14 protein-coding genes are annotated in these 20,539 nt (G+C 46.1%); 10 read left to right on the top strand and 4 right to left on the bottom strand.

The features are described from left to right. Positions 1 to 156: 156 nt before the first annotated feature. Entirely contained in the window at positions 157 to 1,494 is a 1,338-nt protein-coding gene (locus RIB93_RS08050) for an AAA-like domain-containing protein (RefSeq protein ID WP_446372015.1), read from the bottom strand. A 701-nt stretch (positions 1,495 to 2,195) separates the two neighbouring features. On the opposite strand from RIB93_RS08050, the gene RIB93_RS08045 reads away from it, so the two are divergent. Continuing rightward, entirely contained in the window at positions 2,196 to 3,128 is a 933-nt protein-coding gene (locus tag RIB93_RS08045; RefSeq protein ID WP_446372013.1) for an XDD3 family exosortase-dependent surface protein, read from the top strand. Between the two features lie 315 nt (positions 3,129 to 3,443). Here the strand turns inward: RIB93_RS08045 and RIB93_RS08040 are convergent, their stop codons facing one another. Continuing rightward, complete coding sequence (locus tag RIB93_RS08040; protein WP_446372011.1) at positions 3,444 to 3,701, bottom strand: DUF7219 family protein; 258 nt, start codon at positions 3,699 to 3,701, stop codon at positions 3,444 to 3,446. A gap of 555 nt (positions 3,702 to 4,256) precedes the next feature. Here RIB93_RS08040 and purC point away from each other — a divergent pair. From purC to RIB93_RS08000, 8 genes are all read left to right on the top strand, one after another. Then, the gene (gene purC, locus RIB93_RS08035) at positions 4,257 to 4,991 is read left to right on the top strand and encodes a phosphoribosylaminoimidazolesuccinocarboxamide synthase (RefSeq protein WP_446372009.1); all 735 of its coding nucleotides are present in this window, start codon (positions 4,257 to 4,259) and stop codon (positions 4,989 to 4,991) included. A gap of 330 nt (positions 4,992 to 5,321) precedes the next feature. Next, positions 5,322 to 8,009: a BamA/TamA family outer membrane protein gene (locus tag RIB93_RS08030; protein WP_446372007.1), complete on the top strand. Its 2,688-nt coding sequence runs from the start codon at positions 5,322 to 5,324 to the stop codon at positions 8,007 to 8,009. Positions 8,010 to 8,174: 165 nt separating this feature from the next. Beyond that, positions 8,175 to 9,104, top strand: a complete 930-nt coding sequence (gene lpxC, locus RIB93_RS08025; protein ID WP_446372005.1) for a UDP-3-O-acyl-N-acetylglucosamine deacetylase — start codon at positions 8,175 to 8,177, stop codon at positions 9,102 to 9,104. Positions 9,105 to 9,271: 167 nt separating this feature from the next. Further along, complete coding sequence (gene fabZ, locus RIB93_RS08020) at positions 9,272 to 9,784, top strand: 3-hydroxyacyl-ACP dehydratase FabZ (RefSeq protein ID WP_446372003.1); 513 nt, start codon at positions 9,272 to 9,274, stop codon at positions 9,782 to 9,784. A gap of 308 nt (positions 9,785 to 10,092) precedes the next feature. Continuing rightward, complete coding sequence (lpxA, locus tag RIB93_RS08015; protein ID WP_446372001.1) at positions 10,093 to 10,920, top strand: acyl-ACP--UDP-N-acetylglucosamine O-acyltransferase; 828 nt, start codon at positions 10,093 to 10,095, stop codon at positions 10,918 to 10,920. Positions 10,921 to 11,113: 193 nt separating this feature from the next. Beyond that, positions 11,114 to 12,424, top strand: a complete 1,311-nt coding sequence (gene lpxB, locus RIB93_RS08010) for a lipid-A-disaccharide synthase (RefSeq protein WP_446371999.1) — start codon at positions 11,114 to 11,116, stop codon at positions 12,422 to 12,424. A gap of 306 nt (positions 12,425 to 12,730) precedes the next feature. Next, a complete protein-coding gene (locus tag RIB93_RS08005; RefSeq protein WP_446371997.1) occupies positions 12,731 to 13,774 on the top strand; it encodes an nSTAND1 domain-containing NTPase in 1,044 nt (347 codons plus the stop codon). A gap of 24 nt (positions 13,775 to 13,798) precedes the next feature. Further along, positions 13,799 to 15,979: a CHASE2 domain-containing protein gene (locus tag RIB93_RS08000; RefSeq protein WP_446371995.1), complete on the top strand. Its 2,181-nt coding sequence runs from the start codon at positions 13,799 to 13,801 to the stop codon at positions 15,977 to 15,979. Between the two features lie 147 nt (positions 15,980 to 16,126). On the opposite strand, the gene RIB93_RS07995 is transcribed toward RIB93_RS08000, so the two are convergent. After that, complete coding sequence (locus tag RIB93_RS07995; protein ID WP_446371993.1) at positions 16,127 to 17,110, bottom strand: hypothetical protein; 984 nt, start codon at positions 17,108 to 17,110, stop codon at positions 16,127 to 16,129. A gap of 624 nt (positions 17,111 to 17,734) precedes the next feature. Here RIB93_RS07995 and RIB93_RS07990 point away from each other — a divergent pair. After that, positions 17,735 to 17,995: a hypothetical protein gene (locus tag RIB93_RS07990; RefSeq protein ID WP_446371991.1), complete on the top strand. Its 261-nt coding sequence runs from the start codon at positions 17,735 to 17,737 to the stop codon at positions 17,993 to 17,995. 458 nt (positions 17,996 to 18,453) lie between these two features. On the opposite strand, the gene RIB93_RS07985 is transcribed toward RIB93_RS07990, so the two are convergent. Further along, positions 18,454 to 20,539: hypothetical protein (locus tag RIB93_RS07985; RefSeq protein WP_446371989.1), on the bottom strand; the 2,086-nt coding region annotated here is incomplete at its 5' end.

Below are 20,539 nucleotides of genomic sequence, written 5' to 3'. Positions count from 1 at the left end.
TTGTCATTTGTCATTCGTCATTTGTCATTCGTTACTCTCGTTCCTAGCCAGTAGGGTGGGCATTGCCCACCAGACTTAAGTCAATGACGTTCCTCTTAAGGGAATGCTATTGGGGAGGCTACGCCTCCCGTCAAAGGCTAAAGCCATTACTACGAACTACGAAGCTTCCCCCAAATTTGCCAAGCGAGAGCCAAAATAATTGCGATAAAGCTCACATCTGATTGTTACTCTATTTCCGGTCAAATGCACCAATCCCAGACTTTCAAGCTGATAGGCAAGTTTTGACGCTAATTCGACGCCATTGCTGGTATCCACTACTTTTTTGAGCGCCGGAATTAATGCTGAATTTTCCTGCAATTCTAGCCAAATCTTGCGTAAATAATTCCCATAAATACCAGAATCAGTCGCCGCTTCATTTAATAGCTGTGTTAGAGTCGTATTCTGTAAGGTTTTGAGTTCAAATAACGCTTGTTTAATTAAGCCGGGATGTCCGCCTACCTTATTCATTAATAAACTGACATCAGCCTGATTTAATACCTGTCCATGCTTTTGGGCTAACTCAGTTACTTGTTCGGCTGTAAATTCTGGCAAGGAAACGGTTAATCCCACATTAAACGGCGAGTGATTGATATCTAGGGGAATATAAGCTTCCGTCGAATGAGAGACAATTAACCGCAGTTTCTGCCAATTATCCAGAATTTTACTATCCTCATGCCATGCCCGTAGCATACCAAAAAAGTCTTGAGCGATCGCTAAATGAGGAAAGAGGCGATCAACCGTATCCAAGCCTAAAACTAAGGGACTATCAATTTGCTCTAATAAATAGTCTTGAAAATAAGCAGAGCAGTTATCATTACTACTGAGATCCACATCCCAATATTCCTGGATTTGCAGCGGTTTTTGCAGTTGACGACTGACACTCATACACAACCAACGCAAAAATTGATCCAGATTTTTGACCACCGATTCTTCCGGTTGACATAAATTCAAATAGACGGGGTGATAACCTTGTTGTTTCGCCAAATTCAAAACTCTTGCCATTAATTCTGTCTTTCCCATTTGCCGAGGTGCCTTAATCCGAAGTAACGCGCCCGGTGCAAAAAGACTTTGATAGCAAAACGATTCAATTGGGGGGCGTTCTACATAAGGATAATTGGCGATTGGAGAGGGTGGATTTACCGCCGTTTTATTCATCCCCGTGGTGCCATTCCCTTGACAGAGAACATGCCCTTTTTTTAACCAGTCTCGGACTATCTTAAATTTACCCTTTTTATCCGTATTAAGCTGAGGACAACTCCTAACCAAATGAGTATACACCCCCTTCCCCAGCCGCCGTTGCAGCGTCACTTCACTAATATTCAAATCCTGTGCGACTTGGATATCAGAACGTGGCAAATTTCGCTCATTAAACCGAGCCAAGAAAGCTTGTCGATCATCTTCTTCAAACAAATCATGAGCATCAGCGACTCGTTCTAGAAATGCATCCCACAACATATAGCTATTTTCCTGTAATCACCTGTAGGGGTGAGTTTAGCCTATAAGGAGAGGATATCACCGATAACGTTTCAACAAAACCCACCCTGACTTAAGATGAATGGCACTGAAATGAGCATTATGAGATCGCCAAAACCCTTAATATACTGTAGGGTGGGCATTGCCCACCAGCTTTAAGTTAGTAACATTCAACTTAAGATAAATGTCGCTGAGTTAATCTGGGTTCGTAGTAGGCACTTTAGTGCCTCAAGCGCTAAAGCGCTTACTACAAACTTTAAAGTCAGTGGCATTCAACTTAAGATAGTGATACCTTTTGATACCTTTTGATACTTTTTGATACTTTCTGTCAATTCTCCAGCGCTAGGTTAGTGGGCAAATTGATAGGTTGCGGGGGGTTAAGGGCAGTAAGTTTACTCTTTAATAAGGATAGTCAGAAAATCCACGAATTGGAGCGAGGCAAGGCTAATCTCGCCGGATTTCCCATTTTCCAAGGACAAAGGAAAAATGACAGATGACAAATACGAACCTGAGTTTGTATCAGTTTACAAAGAAAACGCCAACCCCTGTACACTACGCAGTATTCTAGTCGTAGGGTGCGTTACGCTTCGCTAACGCACCAGGTTCGCTCCAGCCCCGTCATGAAACCCAACAGAATTTAGGGCTAAGGTTCCCTGACTACATAACAGTTTAAGGAGAAAACTATGTCTAATCGTAAAACACTATTAATTAGCGCAAAACTGATTAGTTTAATCGCTGCAATGGGCTTAATTTTGCCCACAGGAGAAGCCGCAAAAGCCGCCACATTACGAGCCTTAAATGAAGGCTCTGTTCTCAGTATCTTTGAAGAATGTCTCAACGATGGCGGCGCACTTGATCCGGGGAAAAAACCCAGACCCAAACCTAGTGATGACGCCCCCTGGGATCATAGTCAAGATTCCCCCAATGATGGCGTTGATGGCGATATTATTGGCGGCAAAGATAACCGCTATGAACTCTACGGGATGTCTGTCAAAGAAACCGTTGATAGCATTTTGGTTGTCCTCAATGGCAATATGCCTTTAACCGGTGTAGAGGGAACCGATGCAGATGACGGGAATACGGGGTGGGGTGATTTATTCATCAACTTGACCGATCAAGACTTTACCACCGCTAGCGATGCTGGTGATTTATTTGCCGTTCGTTTCTCCCCCAACAGTGATTCCGGCGCACCCAAAGTGGGTTTATACGCTGATGTCACCGCCAAAAGTGTGACCGGAGAAAACAATGGTTTTGGCAGTATAGAAGCCTATAATAATGCTGTGGTTACCCGTGACTGTATTCCCGGTTTATGTGAACCCAGTTTCGGGGATTTACCCGCCACGACAACCTATTTTGACCAAGCTAAAAGTCTTAACTCTATTGCATCGGGAGAGTTTATTGCCGATATTATATATCTGAGCGATTCTGATTTAATAACGGCAGGTTACGACTTAAATCAGTTTGATGGCAACCACAATATTGCCTTTAAATTTGACAAATCCGGTATTTGCGAAAGGGATTACTGTGAATCTGTACCTGAACCGGGTACAGTGTTTGGGTTAGCCACCGTCGGCTTAATTTTCGCCAGTCAAATCCGCAAGTGTCGTCGGATGTAAAGTAGGGGATTCTTGAGCATTAGTTGTCACAGTATGTGGCACAACAAAGGAAGTAAGTCTTGAGTGGGAGATACAGCGTTTTCAGACTCGATGTTATACACCAAAAAAAGAGCAGAACAGAGCTGTCCTAGAGTTGCTGTACTACACCGTGTTAGAAAGTGCTGTAAGTGAGGTACACAGACAGATCCCCGACTTCTTGGAGAAGTCGGGGATCTTGATTAATTCCCATGTTCCCAACTTCAACCCTAAACGGGCGACCCAAGTTCATTAAGTAAACACAATTGTTCATTAATACAACCGGGTCGCCCCTACAGGTTATTTCTCCCTGTCATCCCCACGTAAAGGATGCTGACCAACTGCCAGTTCTTGTTTACTTTGTCTCAAATTATGCCACAACTCTTTAATTTGTTTATAGGCAGCTTCGGGTGCAACTTTACCTGCGGTTTCTAAGTTGCAAATATAGTTTACCTTTTGCGCGAATTCCTGTAAATTAGCATTAAACACTAAATTTTCTGGTTTGACATCGCCGTAATAGCGACTGCGTGGATATAAAAACTCATCTCTATCGGTCATTTGGATCTCCTTTGATAAAAGTTATTGTCGATAAACTACAATCTAATTTCCCCCTAGTGCAGTGCTGCGGAAATACTTGAGCAGTTTCGTAGATACGATGAAGCTGGGGGAGATATTAGCTGTTCAGTGATTTCTGCATTCTTGCACTAGACTAACGCGGCGCAAGTTTCCCATCAGATACATTTAACCCGGAAAAATCTGGCAGCGAAGTGGATCACAGGTCACTACTCAGAAGTCAACGCCTCACGGATGGGTACTAGGACATCGGTCAAGAAACCAGGTTTCTTGGGGTGAAAGCTTGATATTTCGTGGTTATCCTCATGAGAAACCCGGTTTCTCGGAATACTAAGGCCAGTGTCTAAGAGGTTTGCCATCCTCATCTGACTCAGAATAATTAATGGTACAAATTTTTTAGACTCCCACCATCTACTATTGTAGTGAATTTGACCTCAACTACCCAGCATCGCCCTGGGGGACAGCCTGAAGTGGGGGTTTGGTCACCAAACCCCTACTGCACTATCCTGATTCAATGAATCTATCGAGCCAACTCTGATCATGTCTCAACCGCAAAAACTTTACGAAGGCAAAGCCAAAATCCTTTATCCGACGGAAGATCCAGAGATTCTCCTAAGCATCTACAAAGATGATGCGACTGCCTTTAATGCCCAAAAGCGAGGTCAAATCGTCGGTAAAGGCGAAATGAATTGCGCGATCGCGGCTCACTTGTTTAAGTTTCTGGAATCTGAAGGCATTCGTACCCATTTCATCGACTGTCCCACCCCCAACCAGATGCGCGTCAAGCGGGTGACAATCTTGCCCGTGGAAGTTGTAGTCAGGAACATTGCCGCAGGGAGTCTGTGTCAACAAACTGGATTAGAGCTGGGCAAAGTCCTGCCCAAACCCTTGGTGGAATTCTACTATAAGAAGGACGAATTAGGAGATCCCTTGCTCACTCGCGATCGCTTATTACTCCTAGAACTGGCAACACCCGACCAACTTAACCAGCTAGAACAACTAGCATTACAAGTTAACCAGAGTCTCACCGCCTTTTTCCAAAGCTGCGGTATTACCCTAGTGGACTTTAAGCTAGAATTCGGCATTGATACCAACCAACAGTTGCTCTTAGCCGATGAAATTAGCCCCGATACCTGTCGTCTGTGGAACCAAGCAGAAACTGATCCCCAACAGCGCGTCATGGACAAAGACCGCTTTCGTCGGGATCTCGGACAGGTTGAACAAGCCTATCAGCAAGTTCTAGAGCGAGTGCTAGCCCAAGACAGCAGAAAGTAGAAGGCAGAGGACAGAAAGCTGTAAAGTTTATGAGGTCTGCTTTTTTCTGTGCTGGTTAACGGGTGGGTATGGGAAGCCAAGCCGTGCTAGGGGGACTTAATGGCTTCAGAGTAAGCGAGGTGATGAAAATCCTGGTATTTTGTCCTTTATCAGTTAAATGATGACATCTTAAGTTTAAAGCAACTCGAGGTCAGCTCCTAAGTCAACTTAATCAAGCTTGTTCAGTAGGCGATCGCTCAACTGAATAACAAGCAGTGAACAACGGATAAAAGCTGATCGCAACCCTTGCAATCAACGTGGTGTGTGGACGTGTCAAAAAATCTGAGGATCATGCGCTTATCTCCTTTATTAACGGCAATTCTCGCTGTAACGGCTAGCATTGGTTTATCCAACTCCCCTAGCCATGGGCAAACGACTGACCAACCTATCCGGGACTTTGAACCTAGTCAACGGGATAGGTTAAGAGAACATGAGAAAACCGGGACGCCAGAACACCCCGACGGAACAACTACTCAAAATTGGCTGAGTGAAGCACTCGATCAAACCGCAGTAGAAACGACTGAATCGGCAACAGACAGTCCTAGAAGTGAGACAGAATCGACCTCCGAGCCAATTCAGGAAAATCCAGCTACTCATCAAATTGAGCTGGGTTCAACGCCATTACCATTGGTCAAACCCACAAATCATGGGGGAGTTCATCACCAAGCTGTTTCTTCTCCTCGGTTCGCTCAAGTCATTGACGAACCTCCAATAGAAACGACCGAATCAGCTACAAATAGTCCTAGAGGTGAGACAGAATCGACCTCCGAGACGATTCAGGAAAATCCAGCTACTCATCAAATTGAGCTGGGTTCAACGCCATTACCATTGGTCAAACCCACAAATCATGGAGGAGTTCATCACCAGGCTATTCATTCTCCTCGATTCGCTCAAGTTATTGACGAAACGACAACAGAAACCAGCGAATTGGCAAAAGATAACCCTAGAAATGAGGCAGAATCAACCACCCCGCCGATTCAGGTCAATTCGACAAAATTAACACCGATTAACCCTACAACCCTAAATCATCTAGCCCTTCATGCCATAGCAACGCCAACGGTGACGCCAACGCCGCCGCTCATTGCCCAAGTTCAAGTTCCCCCAACTGACGCGCCAACGCCGCCCGCCAATCAGCCAGAACCACGAGTCCTGGTCTCAGAAGTCGTCATTGACTTTCAGGATTACACCGGACCCCAAGAGCCACTGGAAAACGAGATTTTTCGAGCGATTAGCACCCGACCCGGATTAGCAACCACGCGCTCTCAGTTACAGCAAGATGTGAATGCCGTCTTTGCCACAGGTTTCTTCAGAAGTGTAGACGTTGTACCCGAAGATACTCCCTTGGGTGTGCGGATTACCTTTGTGGTCGAACCTAACCCCGTACTGCGTCAGGTGGCGGTGAATACGGTTCCCCCAGCAGCCGAAGCGCGGGTTCTACCTCAAGAGGTGGTTGATCAGATATTCCAAGAGCAATATGGTGAGATTCTTAACCTGAATGACCTACAACAAGGCATTCAACGGTTAAACGACTGGTATCAAGAAGAAGGATATGACCTGGCTCAAGTGGTTGATGCCTCAGATGTGAATGATGATGGCATTGTCACTGTGACTGTGGCAGAAGGTGTGATTGAAGAGATTGCCGTCCGCTATCTTGATGAAGAGGGAGAACCCATCCTGAATGACGAAGGTGAGCAAATTCGCTTACTCACGGCAGCGGATGAACCCATTGGCGGGCGTACCCGTCCCTTTATCATTACGCGAGAGATGCAATTGGATGAGGGTGATGTATTTAACCGCCAAATTGCTGAACGGGATTTGCGACGTGTTTTTGGTCTCGGACTTTTTGATGACGTGCGCCTCTCCTTTGCTCCCGGAACTGACCCCCGTCGAGTTGTGGTGGTAGTCGATGTGATTGAGAAAAACACAGGCTCCCTGGCGGCTGGGGCGGGAGTTAGCTCCGCCAGTGGCTTATTTGGTACGGTTAGCTATCAGCAACAAAACCTTGGTGGCAATAACCAAACCCTAGGGGCAGAATTTCAGGTGGGAGAACGCGCCCTGCTGTTTGACCTTCGCTTTACAGACCCCTGGATTGCTGGTGATCCCTTCCGCACGTCCTATACTGTGAATGCTTTCCGACGCCGCTCGATTTCTCTGATTTTCGACGGCGGTGATCCTGAAGTCGAACTCCCCAATGGCGATCGCCCCCGTGTGGTGCGTACAGGGGGTGGAATTAATTTTACTCGTCCCTTATCCCGCGATCTCTATAGCCGTTCCGAATGGACAGCATCAGCCGGATTTGAATTTCAAAATGTGTCGATTCGAGACTCTGATGGTGACCTGACTGCAGAGGATGAACTCGGAAACGATTTAAGCTTCAGTGGTGACGGGAAAGATGACCTGTTTACCCTGCAACTGGGGGCGGTGCGCGATCGCCGAAATAATCCCCTACGACCCACGAGTGGTTCTCTGCTCAGATTCGGCGTTGAACAGACGATTCCTATTGGTCAAGGGAGTATCTTTCTCAGTCGCCTGCGCGGGAGTTACAGTTACTATCTCCCCGTAGAATTTACCAATTTCAGTGAAGGAGCCGAAGCCCTCGCCTTTAACGTGCAAGCTGGAACCGCGCTCGGAGACTTACCCCCCTACGAAGCCTTTTCCCTCGGTGGTAGTAACTCAGTGCGCGGTTACGATGAGGGAGAAGTGGGTTCAGGTCGCAGCTTTATTCAAGCCACTGCAGAATACCGTTTTCCAATTATCTCTGTAGTCGGCGGTGCTTTATTTGTTGACTTTGCCAGCGATTTAGGTACAGGTGATGATGTACCCGGTGAACCTGCTGTAGTTCGCGATAAACCCGGCACCGGCGTTGGTGTCGGGATTGGTATCCGAGTCCAATCTCCCCTGGGTCCGATTCGTGTGGATTATGGGTTTAATGATGAAGGAGACAGCCGTCTCCATTTCGGTATTGGAGAACGCTTTTAATGAACTAGTTTTTACTCTCTTAGTCGGGGCGGGTTTAGTTGTATCTGGGTTAGATAAGAAACGATAGTAGTGAAACCCGCCCCTACACAAAACTGTCTCACTTTCCCAAACAACAGTTCCCCCATGACGAATGACGAATGACGAATGACATAAGACGAATGACAAATGACAAACTATACCTTGGGTGCTAATTTTGAACGATCAGGTATCGGATTGCACAGTGGGATCACTACCACTGTTCGCGTCTTGCCTGCTGTAGCCCGGACGGGACGTTATTTTGTCCGAGTTGACCTGCCAGGGATGCCTGTGATTCCAGCGCGAGTGGAGGCTGTCTCTACTACGATGCTTTCGACTCAGTTGAGGGCAGGAAACGGTGAGAATTCTGCCAATTTCTCCGACTCAGAGGTAACAGTAGGGACAGTAGAACACCTACTCGCCGCCCTCGCCGGGAGTGGAGTGGACGATGCTTGTATTGAAATTGACGGATCAGAACTTCCCCTGTTGGATGGTTCGGCGCTGGCTTGGGTGAAAGCCATTCAGGAGGTAGGGATTGTGGAGAGTGAACTTCCCCAAAACTCGTCTAATCTATCTCCTCTGGCTTCCCCGATGTTTGTTGGGGAACCCATCTGGGTTTGTCGAGACGATGTCTTTGTCGCCGCCTTACCCGCACCGATGACTCGATTTACCTACGGCATTGATTTTGAGAACCCAGCCATCGGCAATCAATGGTATAGCTGGACACCGGAACAGGAGCATTTTGCTGACGCGATCGCACCAGCACGAACCTTTGGTTTAGCCAATCAGGTTGACCAATTACGCGATCGCGGTTTAATTAAAGGCGGTAGCTTGGAAAATGCCTTAGTTTGCGGTGATCAAGGATGGTTGAATCCTCCCTTGCGATTTTCAAATGAGCCAGTGCGTCATAAACTTTTAGATTTAGTAGGGGATTTGAGTTTATTGGGGAAATTTCCTGTCGCTCACTTCCTCGCCTACAAAGCCAGTCACAATCTGCATATTCAATTGGCGAGATTACTGGCTCGACAAATCGGCGCTTGGGATGTCAGTCGTCAATCATCAGCCGTCATTGGCAATTGATCACAACTGGCAACTCAACTGAACACTAGCTCATCCAAGTTCCTTGTGCAGCACGGGAAAATAAGTGATCAGTATTCAATCAGCTTGAACTCTGGATGAGTTGACCGATTCACTTAACTGATCACTGCTCCCTGCTCATCGGTACTCATTTTTACCCTAATTTACTCATGTCTACCTTGATTGACGTTAACACTCACGATGATTCCACTGATAATGCCAACCCCACTCAGTCTGAGTCATCAACCAAAACAGTTTTCACGGTTGAAGACATTCATAAAATCCTCCCCCATCGTTATCCGTTTGCCTTAGTTGACCGCATTATTGAATATGTTCCGGGAAAGCTAGCGGTTGGTATCAAGAATGTCACGTTTAATGAACCCTATTTCCAAGGACATTTTCCAGGACGCCCGATGATGCCGGGAGTGATGATTGTCGAAGCAATGGCTCAAGTTGGTGGCATTGTTTTGAAACAGATGGCTGATGTAGATGACGCTTTATTTGTTTTTGCCGGAATTGACAAAGTTCGCTTTCGTCGTCCTGTCGTACCTGGCGATCAACTGATCATGACAACGGAACTCGTCTCCGTCAAACGCCGTCGTTTTGGAAAGATGCAAGCTCGTGCAGTCGTTGACGATCAGCGAGTTGCAGAAGGGGAATTGATGTTTTCTCTAGTCGAATAAATCCCACAGGCGCTATCCCGAATTAGGGTTAGCGCTCCCGGATTCCTTATCCTGTCGCACTTAAAAATAGAGAGACGTCGGTATAAATGATTATACCTGAAATTTCTGCGATCGCTTACCCTTACATTTAATCCTACGACTCACCCAAATTTAGTATGTCCGCTTGAATACCCATAATTAGTACTGACGCTCCAGACGCGGATAAATTATTATCATGGGTGATTTGCCGTGATATGACCAATGACAAATGACAAATGACAAACCTCACCTACTTACCAGCCTGTTCACCACTCAAATAGGATCGCTATATGGCAACAACACTGATTCATCCTACTGCTGTAATCCACCCTGGTGCCCAACTCCATCCGACAGTTCAAATTGGTGCTTATGCGGTCATTGGCGATAATGTAAAAGTGGGTTCACAGACGAAGATTGGCGCTCACGCGGTTCTAGAAGGACCGACGGAAATTGGCGCGAGAAACCAAATCTTTCCTGGGGCTGCTATTGGCTTAGAACCGCAAGATTTAAAATATGATGGCGCACCAAGTTGGGTGAGGATTGGTGATGATAATCGGATTCGGGAATATGTCACCATTAACCGAGCAACGGGTGCAGGAGAAGCCACAGTGATTGGCGATCGCAATTTGTTGATGGCTTATGTTCACGTTGCTCACAATTGCGTGTTAGAAGACTCAGTGATTATCGCCAATGGAGTCGCCTTAGCAGGTCATGTTCATATTGAAACAAAAGCAACCATTGGTGGTGTTTTAGGCATTCATCAATTTGTCCACATTGGGCGTCTGGCAATGGTTGGCGGAATGAGTCGCATTGACCGAGATGTACCCCCTTATATGTTAGTTGAAGGCAACCCCGCACGAGTGCGATCGCTCAATTTAGTTGGTCTCAAAAGAGCGGGAATTAACGGCGAGTCTCTGGGAGACTTAAAAAAGGCATTTCAGACACTCTATCGCTCTGATTACACCTTCAATCAAGCCGTAGAAGAACTGCATCGAATATCTGAGCATGAACAGGTACAGCACCTACGCCTATTCTTAGAGCGATCGCAATTACCTGGGCGGCGTGGTTCGATTCCAGGTCGTCGTTTTCATCATAGTCATGAAACGGAGAAGTGTTAACCCAACTGAATGACCTTACTTTTCATGGAATCGGGAAAACCTCTCTCCAAACCTCTCTCCTACAAGGAGAGAGGCTTTGAATTCTCCCCCTTCCATACAACAAAAGCGAAGCATTTTTGTAATCAGTGTAACTAACCTATCACTTCCCTCCCCCACTCTCTCCCATAAATCCGTGAAATCAGTGTTTTGACGAATGACTAAAAAAACAATTTTTATCAGTACGGGTGAAGTCTCTGGTGATTTGCAAGGAGCAATGTTAATTGATGCCCTGAAACAGCAAGCCAAGCAACAAGGAATAGATTTAAACATTGTAGCATTAGGCGGCGGAAAAATGGCGCGTGCGGGTGCTACATTATTAGGAAATACGACGGGTATTGGCTCAGTCGGACTATTAGAATCTTTGCCATTTCTTCTGCCAACCTTAACCATCCAGCGTCGCGCCAAACAATACCTTAAGCACAATCCCCCAGATTTGGTAGTCCTGATTGACTATATGGGACCCAATCTCGGTATTGGCAAATTTATTCAGCGTCAGCTTCCCCAAGTTCCTGTGGTGTATTACATCGCCCCCCAAGAATGGGTTTGGTCACTCTCTCCCCGGGATACATCCACAATTGTGGAAATGACGAACAAACTGTTAGCTATATTTCCCGAAGAAGCCCGTTACTTTGAAGAAAAGGGCGCATCGGTTCATTGGGTAGGTCATCCCCTAGTTGATCGCATCCAATCCTATCCCAGTCGTGAACAAGCTAGAGCGGCGCTAGGGATTAAACCCGATCAAACCGCGATCGCACTTTTACCCGCCTCCAGACATCAAGAAATCAAATATATGATGCCGATTATCTTTTCCGCCGCCCAGCAGCTTCAGGGGAAGTTATTAGGGGAAGCTGGGGAAGCTGGGGAAGCTGGGGAAGCTGGGGGAGCTGGGGAAGCTGGGGGAGCTGGGGGAGCTGGGGAAGCTGGGGAAGCTGGGGAAGCTGGGGGAGCTGGAGGGCAAAGGACGAATGACAAAGGACAAATCTTTTGGATTCCTCTATCTCATAAAGCCTATCGCCAACCGATTGAAAAAGCGATAAAAGACTATGGACTTCAGGCGACGTTAGTGACAGAAAAGACTGAGCATGTACTGGCTGCTGCTGATTTAGCGATTACCAAATCCGGTACAGTAAATTTGGAATTAGCGCTGCTGAATGTTCCGCAAGTCGTATTTTATCGCGTCAGTCCGTTAACCTACTGGATTGCCCGTACTTTCCTCAATTTTTCCATTCCTTTCATGTCACCCCCAAACTTAGTGGTGATGCGTTCAATTGTGCCAGAGTTATTGCAAGACAATGCGACGCCAGAAAACCTAGTTCGAGAAGCAATGGAACTGTTATTTAATCCCCAGAAACGTCAACAAACCCTGACTAATTATCAACAAATGCGTCAATTATTGGGGGAAGTTGGTGTATGCGATCGCGCGGCGTTAGCGATTCTCCAGCTAGTTCACCCCGTAGGTTCGTAGTAAGTTCGTAGTAAGTTCGTAGTAAGCGCTTTAGCGCTTCTAGTGGCGAAACCCAACCTACAACTGTTATAGCAGTAAACACATCGATTAAGACGTTCCGAACTGTTGTTCCAGACGTTCCGCCGGAACGTCTCTACTAAATGATGTGTCCTAACCGCTATGGCGGTTGCTATAGAATGGGCGCACGCCATGCGCCCCTACAATTCTAATCTTTTGAGGAAATCTGGTTCCCCTTCTCCCGTGTATCCCCATCTAAAATTACTTATGCACTCATCCCAGCAATCTTGCCCGTTTTCTGCGGGGTCAATGATTACTGACCCCCAATTCTTTGTCGGGCGGCGAGAAGAATTGGATTTTCTTACCTCCCGTCTGGTTAATGATCAACCGACGAGTATTAATGTTGTGGGAGAACGTCGGATTGGTAAATCGTCTTTACTCTATCACTTTTTTCAGACCTACGAACAACGAGTTCAAGCTGCTGGCAAAAATCCCAGCAATTATGTGGTCGTTTACTTGTCATTACAAGCCGCGCAATGTCGGCAAGAAACCAGTTTTTATCAGGCAGTTGCCCAAGCGTTAATCAATCGTCCTGTGGTACAAGGAAATCCGGCGTTAGTTACACCGTTACAAGCAGGTACGCTAGATCGAAATGGGTTTTCAGTAGCAATTGAGGCATGGCAAGCCCAGAATGTTTTACCTGTGTTGTGTTTGGATAAGTTTGAGGAACTTTTAGCGAAACCGGATCAGTTTACGGATGAATTTTATGATAATTTGCGGTCATTGATGGATCGCAATGCCTTAATGTTGGTGATTGCTTCCTATCGAAATTTGGATGTATATAAACGTAAGTATCGATTCCTGTCCTCGTTTTTTAATCTGGGTCAGGTTTTGCCTGTAGGCGGAATTACGGAAATAGAAGCAACGGATTTGATCCGTTTACCGGAAAATAAAATACCAGGTGCGACGGCGGCGTTGAGTTCAGAACGGCAGCAATTAGGATTAGCTTGGGGTGGAAGACATCCTTTATTATTGCAATTGGCGGGATTGTGGTTATGGGAGGCGCAGAAACATAGTCGTCCTGATGAATGGGCGAGGCAAAAGTTTGAATTAGAAGCCCAACGAGTTCCTCATTCAGGGGTGACAATGCGGCGGTTAAGTCGTCCGGTGCGTTGGTTGGTGTGGTTGCCGATGAAGTTAGGACGAATGGCGCGGTTGGTGGGGGATAAGTTAGATGATACGAGTAATTTGATTGCCGGGACGGTGATTTTAATTGTGGCGATTTTGGTGATATTAAAAATAGTACCATTTGAGGAATTATTGCAGCGAATTAAAAATGCTGTTGGTGGATAAAAGATTTGAACTTAATTTTATATCATGCGTTCATATTCGACTCTTCCAGGAAGCCTAATTATAAGTTTCGCGATCGCACTGGTTATACTACTCATCCGATCGCTAGGAGGACTACAACCATGGGAACTCAGCGCCTATGACCAAATGATGCGATCGCGACCCAAAGAACAACCAGATAAACGTTTGTTGCTAGTGAAAATAACCGAAGCTGATATCAATAACTACAGCTATCCTTTATCTGATGATGTGCTAGTCAAATTATTACAGAAACTGGAATCAATGCAACCGCGAGTAATTGGTTTAGATCTCTATCGAGATACCCCAATTCATGATCGCGACGCACTGCGAGACTCTTCCCTCGACTTACCCACCTATCTGCGCCAAACTAATCGGGTCATTCATATCTGTAAGGTTAGCAGTGAAAGCGATCAAGGAATCGCGTCTTTCCCTGATATTCCCTGGGAAAATCTCGGCTTTAGTAACGTATTAGTAGACAGCAAAAACACCGAAACCGGACTACTACGCCGCCAGTTATTATATCAAGAAGTCCCTTCAACTTCACCTTGTCCCACCCCCTACGCCCTCAACGTTCAACTCGCCTTTCGCTATTTAGCCGCCGAGACGATTTTACCCACATTTACCACTAAAAACGGCAATTTACAGCTTGGGGATGTTATTTTTGCCGATTTAAAACCCCGTGCTGGCGGATATCAACGCTATGATTTTAGAGGTCAACAAATCCTCCTAAATTACCGTGCGGTTCACCCCATCGCTCAATCCGTGACATTAACCGAAGTTCTTCAAGGTGAAATTAATCCCCAATGGGTCAATGATCGGGTTGTATTAATTGGCGTTACCGCCAACAGCATCAAAGATAGTTTCTTTACCCCTTACGGAGAAATACGAGGATTAGAGATTCAGGCGCATGGGGTGAGTCAGATTCTCAGTGCTGCACTTGATGGACGATCCCTGATTTGGGTTTTGCCAGCATGGATAGAAATAGTTTGGATTCTTGCTTGGGCGCTGATAGGGGCAGGTTTGAATTGGAAAATACGTCATCCTCTATTTTTAGGCTTCAGTGCAATTCCCTTACTCGGTATACTATTTGGTATCTGCTTTTTTATTCTTTCCAGCTTTGCCGGATGTATTCCAGTTGTACCTGCGGCTTTAGCATTAATTGGAATGCAAATGGTCGGTGTTTTTCTGCGACTACCTGAGTTTATCATGGTCTCTAGAGTCGCAGATGTTCTACAACGGTGTCAGACTCCTGGAGATATTGCCGCAATTGCCAATCAATTATCCTGGATTCCTTCACCGCCTGCAAAAGTATTTGGCTTTATCGTTCCCCAGTTTTTAGAAGTCAGTCAAAGTGTCCAAGCCGTTCGAGAAGCTACCTCATCCTATCGTCAATATGAATTTCTCGGTCGTTCTATCTCTCAACTACATCATTTGCAAGATAGTTGCACATTCAATCAAGATGCCCAACAAATTAATCGGCTAGAAAAAATTGCTCAACAATGGCTGAAAATCTTACAAACCGCCCAACAAACCCTAGCAGAACAAGCCAAACGTTCTGCCGAAATTCCCCAAGTTTACATCGCGGGGGCTTCTCTAAATCCCGACGATGCCAAAACCCGATTTAAAGGACGCCAAGATATCTTCAGAGAAATCGAAACCCTGGCATTTTCTGCCCAACCTCCTATCCTATTACTCTACGGTGGACGACGCACAGGCAAAACTTCAGCCTTAAAATATCTCCCCCAGAAAGTTGGTTCAGAATTAATCCCCTTACTCATCGACTTACAAGGCGCAGCCACCGCCACCACCTTAAACGGATTAGCCAACTACCTCGCTGAAAAAATCGTTAAAGCTGCCAAAAAATCCCGTAATTTTGACCTTCCCTATCCTAATCCTCAACAACTCAGCCAAGAACCCTTTCTCACCCTCCAAACCTGGCTAGAAAAACTAGAACGCATCGCCATAGAAACAGGGGGGATGTACTTTCGAGAATTATGGACAACTTTAAGTGAACCTGAACAAGACTTTCTGGAAGATTTAATCACTGAAGAAACCCCCTATCCCCCGACTAAATCCACTGTGCGCCGCCTCATCCGCAAAGAAATCTTAGAAAAGACGGGAGATTGTTATCGGTTTCAAGTTCCATTAGTGGAGAGATTTATTACCCAGGTAGTGACAGAAGGGTGAACCGGGATGAAACAGGAACCGTAGGGGCTTGGTTTCCAAGCCCACTGAAATAAGACACCATTGTAGAGACGCGCCATGGCGCGTCTCTACCAAATAATCTGTCCTAACCGCTATGGCGGTTGCTATAGCAAACGCCCTAACATCCACCTATCGAGACGAACACAGCAGATCCATCAGGGATTGGGGTATCTCTTCAAAATGTTCCAACAAAAAATCCATAATTGCTAGATGGCGCAAATCCCTAGGTTTAGGCGGATAATATCCTTGACCTCGGTTGAACCAATTCTGCACTGTCCCCAGGGAACGGGAACAGATATGAGACAGTTGCTCGTAGGTGACATCCCATTTGGCATAAAACTGCTTTGGCGTCATCCCTAATTCGCAATAACAATAAAGGTCAATAATGTATTGTTCTCGCTGAGTAATCGGGCGCAGATTGTGGCGTCGTCGAGGATTATAACGTCCCGTCGGGCAATGCAGAGATAGGGGAGATATCCCCTGGCGAGAATGGGTGGGATAACGATAAGAATTGCCATTCTCTTCATTCAATTCAACCGTGTCAGGTATTTTTTGCAAATCCGCTTCAGCAGCCGTATCTGTAGTTACCCAAGCTGCACTGGGAGAATCAGGAGCGAGTTGGATGATGTAATAAACCATCCATTGATTGTGATGGTATTCATAGAAGCGTCCCAGAATTACACCCCAGTCTGTCTGATTCGTTTTCCACTGAACGCGATCGCCTTCTGTGTAGCAAGGGGTGGGGATTGGGAACGTGTTGAATTGGCTGTAGGGGCGGGTTTCACTATTATCGTTTCTTGTTTCTCCAGATGTAACTAAACCCGCCCCAACCGAGTGTTGCGTCAAGTCCTCCATCTCCTCACCATGACGCAGGGTATTTAACGCGCCAGCAATCAGTTTACCGTTGAGGCTTTGGATCAACTCCTGGATAAATAGCTGGGCGATCGCATGGACTTCAGCATCCGTTAGGTGCATTTGCGACGCATCAAAATCAATATCGCGGTAGTGCTTGAGTAGAGACAGGAGTTGGGTAATCCCAAATTCTGTTAACGCTTGCTGGGCAGAGGTTTCAGCGGTATGGCTGGTGTCGAAGTGAGGCGGTAAAGGTTTCATGGGCTTCTTTTCCTTATGTCATATTAGTGTACTGCTTACCTGTAATAATGTTATAACATAACAATCAAAATTAAAACCCCTTTCTCTCAAAAAAAGAGCCAGGGGGGAAATACTTGAATCAAAAAACGTAGGGTGGGTTAGGCGGTATTTAAATCGAAGCGATAATCATTTAATGAAGTATCCGCAGTAACCCACCGATATTAACGGGGCGGTGTATTATCCAATCAATAAGTCAGTAATAATCATTAATCTTGTTGCCTTTCCTACGTCAACCCAACCGACAAATACACCTTCAAAAACGTAGGGTGAATGAGGCGGAACTTAAACCGAAGCGATAACCCTTTAATGAAGTATCCGCCGTCACCCACCAATATTAACGGGGGAATATATTATTCAATCAATATTTCAGACAATCATCCTGAATTTTGTTTAGCTTTCTGCCTTAACCCAACCCACAACTACTCAAGTTGAGAACCAAATGGTACGGTTAAGCTGTCACGCATTTAAATTGGGAATGGGTAGCGAGCAAGATGCTCGCATTACAAGAGTTTTTTTACTGATACTCAAGAAAATTATAAAGAATTTCATCGGGTTCATCCTCAAAATCGTCCCACTCCCGTCAAAATGATTCCCTCACGGCTAATCTGTATTCCCATCGCCATAGAAACAGGGGGGATGTACTTTCGAGAATTATGGACAAGTTTAAGTGAACCTGAACAAGACTTCCTGGAATACCTAATCACTGAAGAAACCCCCCATCCCCAGAATAAATCCACTGTACGCCGCCTCATCCGCAAAAAAATATTGAAAAAGACGGGAGATTGTTATCGGTTTCAAGTACCATTGGTGGAGACATTTATTACCCAGATGGTGACGGAATGGTGAACTGGAATGAAGCAGGATAGGGGTTTGGTTGTAGGGGCTGGGAGGAAATCTGCCACCTGTGTAGGGGCGGGTTTCACTACTATATTTTCGGTTGCACCCATAAGTGATTAAACCCGCCCCGATTAACATACGCCTGAAGCTATTTTACGAGACTTAGGAGTCGTTATTCGTCCTTTGTAAGGGTTTTTTCACATTTCGTTCTATATCAGGGTACGGCAATGCCTTGCCCCTACATTCTTCTGTTTAATCATCACCTCTTCCACAGGTTTCAACATTGCTTAGAGCGAATTGATTCGGTAGGGACACGATATTATCGTGCCCTGATCTAGCTGTGCTTTGACCCAAATCATGGTGCCCTGCGGCGATATTCCCATTAACAGGATAATCAATATGAGTGGTTACGCCTAATGCACCCTACGATTATACGGTTCTTACAAAGGACATAAACAAAGGACAAATCACCACTGTAAATCAGAGATGTCTGGTTCTTCTCCACCGAAGTCCATATCATCGGACGCCACGGGTAATGTTTCTAGGGTAAACGTAACCGCCTCAATCTGTTTTTTCAGATGAACGATCGCGTCTTCTAATTGTTCAATTGTTGCTTTATCCAATTGGGAACTGATTTTTTGATTGAGCACCTCAATCTGACGATTAATGTCTTCGATCGCATCCTCTCCACCGCTGAGATCCACTTCAAAGAGTGCAGCTTGATTCTCGGCGATGGTTTGAGTTAAATTGTCAAGCTGTTCGTCGATCGCCGCGATCGCGGCTTCCACCCCACTGAAGTCTAAGTCAGCCAGCATGGGTAGGTTCTCTAGACACAACTCCATCGCATCTAACTGGAAATCGATATCCTTGAGGGCGTCATCTTTTTCCTTCTTGGACATTGATTCCGATTCTTCGTTGAATTGCACCAGGGTGGTATAAATCTGCTCACCTAACTGATTGATCGCCTCTTGCAATTGCTCAATGGCTTGAACTTCCGGTCGTCCATTAAACTGTTGATTGAAGGCGTCGAGTTGCGTGTGAACCTCGGTAATCGCTTGTTCTAACCCACTCAAATCCAGGTCTGGCGTTGTGGGTAAGCCTCCCAAACGAGATGTGATGATGTTGACGTAATCCGTTAACTGAATCAGCGTCATTTTTAATCCCTCAACCGCTTGAGTCGCAGGCTGACTATGAAACTGTTCGTTCAGGGATTTTAACTTGTCCGTAAGCGGTGCGATCGCCTCATTTTCGGGAAGTTGCTGAATTTGTTCGAGTGCGGGGATTGTGGGGATGGGAGGGGGAGGTGCAACAACCTCCTCTTCGACTAAATCGGTAAGGGTGGGTTGAATCGGTGCGGGTTCGGTGTCGGCTATCCCCGGAAATTGCTCGAAACGCGCCGTTAGTTGATCCAGGCGATCATGAACATCAACGATCGCTGATCCGATTTCCATCAAATCGACTCCCGGCGTCGCTGAGGTTTGGTCAAGCTGATTCGTCAGTATCTCCAGTTGTTCAGCCAGTTGACCAATCATGATTTGCGACTGTTCCATCTCCTGGAGTTCTGGACGATTCTGGAACTGTTGCTGGAGTTGGCTTAATTGTTCGGCGAGTTCCGAAAGTGCGGCTTCGATTCCGCTTTGATCGGTTTCCGTTGCGACGGGAGTGGATAATGTATTTACCCGTTCGGTTAAGGTTTCAATCTGATCGGTAATCTCCGCAATGGTTTGTTCCGTCGCACTCCGATCGACGTCTGGGGTTGTCGGTAACTGAGTTAGGCGGGTACTCAGGGTGTCCAGTTGTTCCGTCAGATCCGCGATCGCACGTTGAGATTGCTCGATTTCTTGGAGTTCTGGACGTTCCTGGAATTGTTGCTGGAGTTGACCGACTTGTTCGGTTAAATCAAATAACGCTGTGTCTACGTGACTTAAATCCGTCTCCGTGGGGGTGGAGAGGGTATTCACCCGTTCGGTTAAGGTTTCAACTTGACCCGTAATTTCGCCAATGGTTTGTTCAATCCCACTCAGATCGACTTCGGGAACAATAGGTAACTGATCCAGGCGAATATTCAGGGTTTCCAGTCGTTGAGTTAGATCCGCGATCGCACGTTGAGATTGCTCGATTTCTTGGAGTTCTGGACGTTCCTGGAACTGGTGCTGGAGTTGGCTAAATTGTTCCGCTAGTTGAGACAGGGAGTCTTCTACCCCACTCAGATCCACCTCTGGGACAGTGGGTAACTGAGTCAGGCGGGTACTCAGGGTGTCCAGTTGTTCAGTTAGATCCGCGATCGCATGTTGAGATTGCTCGATTTCTTGGAGTTCTGGACGATTCCGGAACTGTTGTTGGAATTGGCTAAATTCCTCGGTGAGTTCTGACAACGCGGTTTCAACGCCACTGACATCGGTTTCGCTGGGGGTGGATAGGGTATTTACTTGTGTGGTTAAGCTGTCAATTTGACTGGTAATCTCAGTAATGGTTTGTTCGGTGACATTACCATCACCCTCTGGCGCTGTGGATAACTGATCCAGGCGATTGCTAAGGGTTTCCAGTTGTTCA

It is taken from the genome of Coleofasciculus sp. D1-CHI-01, assembly GCF_040218875.1.
Lineage (GTDB): Bacteria > Cyanobacteriota > Cyanobacteriia > Cyanobacteriales > Coleofasciculaceae > Coleofasciculus.
This window is presented reverse-complemented; position numbering and strand designations above follow the sequence as displayed.

Coding starts and splice junctions, on each gene's coding strand:
- RIB93_RS08050 (WP_446372015.1), bottom strand. CDS start 1,494: ATGTTGTGGGATGCATTTCTAGAACGAGTCGCTGATGCTCATGATTTG.
- RIB93_RS08045 (WP_446372013.1), top strand. CDS start 2,196: ATGTCTAATCGTAAAACACTATTAATTAGCGCAAAACTGATTAGTTTA.
- RIB93_RS08040 (WP_446372011.1), bottom strand. CDS start 3,701: ATGACCGATAGAGATGAGTTTTTATATCCACGCAGTCGCTATTACGGC.
- purC (WP_446372009.1), top strand. CDS start 4,257: ATGTCTCAACCGCAAAAACTTTACGAAGGCAAAGCCAAAATCCTTTAT.
- RIB93_RS08030 (WP_446372007.1), top strand. CDS start 5,322: ATGCGCTTATCTCCTTTATTAACGGCAATTCTCGCTGTAACGGCTAGC.
- lpxC (WP_446372005.1), top strand. CDS start 8,175: ATGACAAACTATACCTTGGGTGCTAATTTTGAACGATCAGGTATCGGA.
- fabZ (WP_446372003.1), top strand. CDS start 9,272: ATGTCTACCTTGATTGACGTTAACACTCACGATGATTCCACTGATAAT.
- lpxA (WP_446372001.1), top strand. CDS start 10,093: ATGGCAACAACACTGATTCATCCTACTGCTGTAATCCACCCTGGTGCC.
- lpxB (WP_446371999.1), top strand. CDS start 11,114: ATGACTAAAAAAACAATTTTTATCAGTACGGGTGAAGTCTCTGGTGAT.
- RIB93_RS08005 (WP_446371997.1), top strand. CDS start 12,731: ATGATTACTGACCCCCAATTCTTTGTCGGGCGGCGAGAAGAATTGGAT.
- RIB93_RS08000 (WP_446371995.1), top strand. CDS start 13,799: ATGCGTTCATATTCGACTCTTCCAGGAAGCCTAATTATAAGTTTCGCG.
- RIB93_RS07995 (WP_446371993.1), bottom strand. CDS start 17,110: ATGAAACCTTTACCGCCTCACTTCGACACCAGCCATACCGCTGAAACC.
- RIB93_RS07990 (WP_446371991.1), top strand. CDS start 17,735: ATGATTCCCTCACGGCTAATCTGTATTCCCATCGCCATAGAAACAGGG.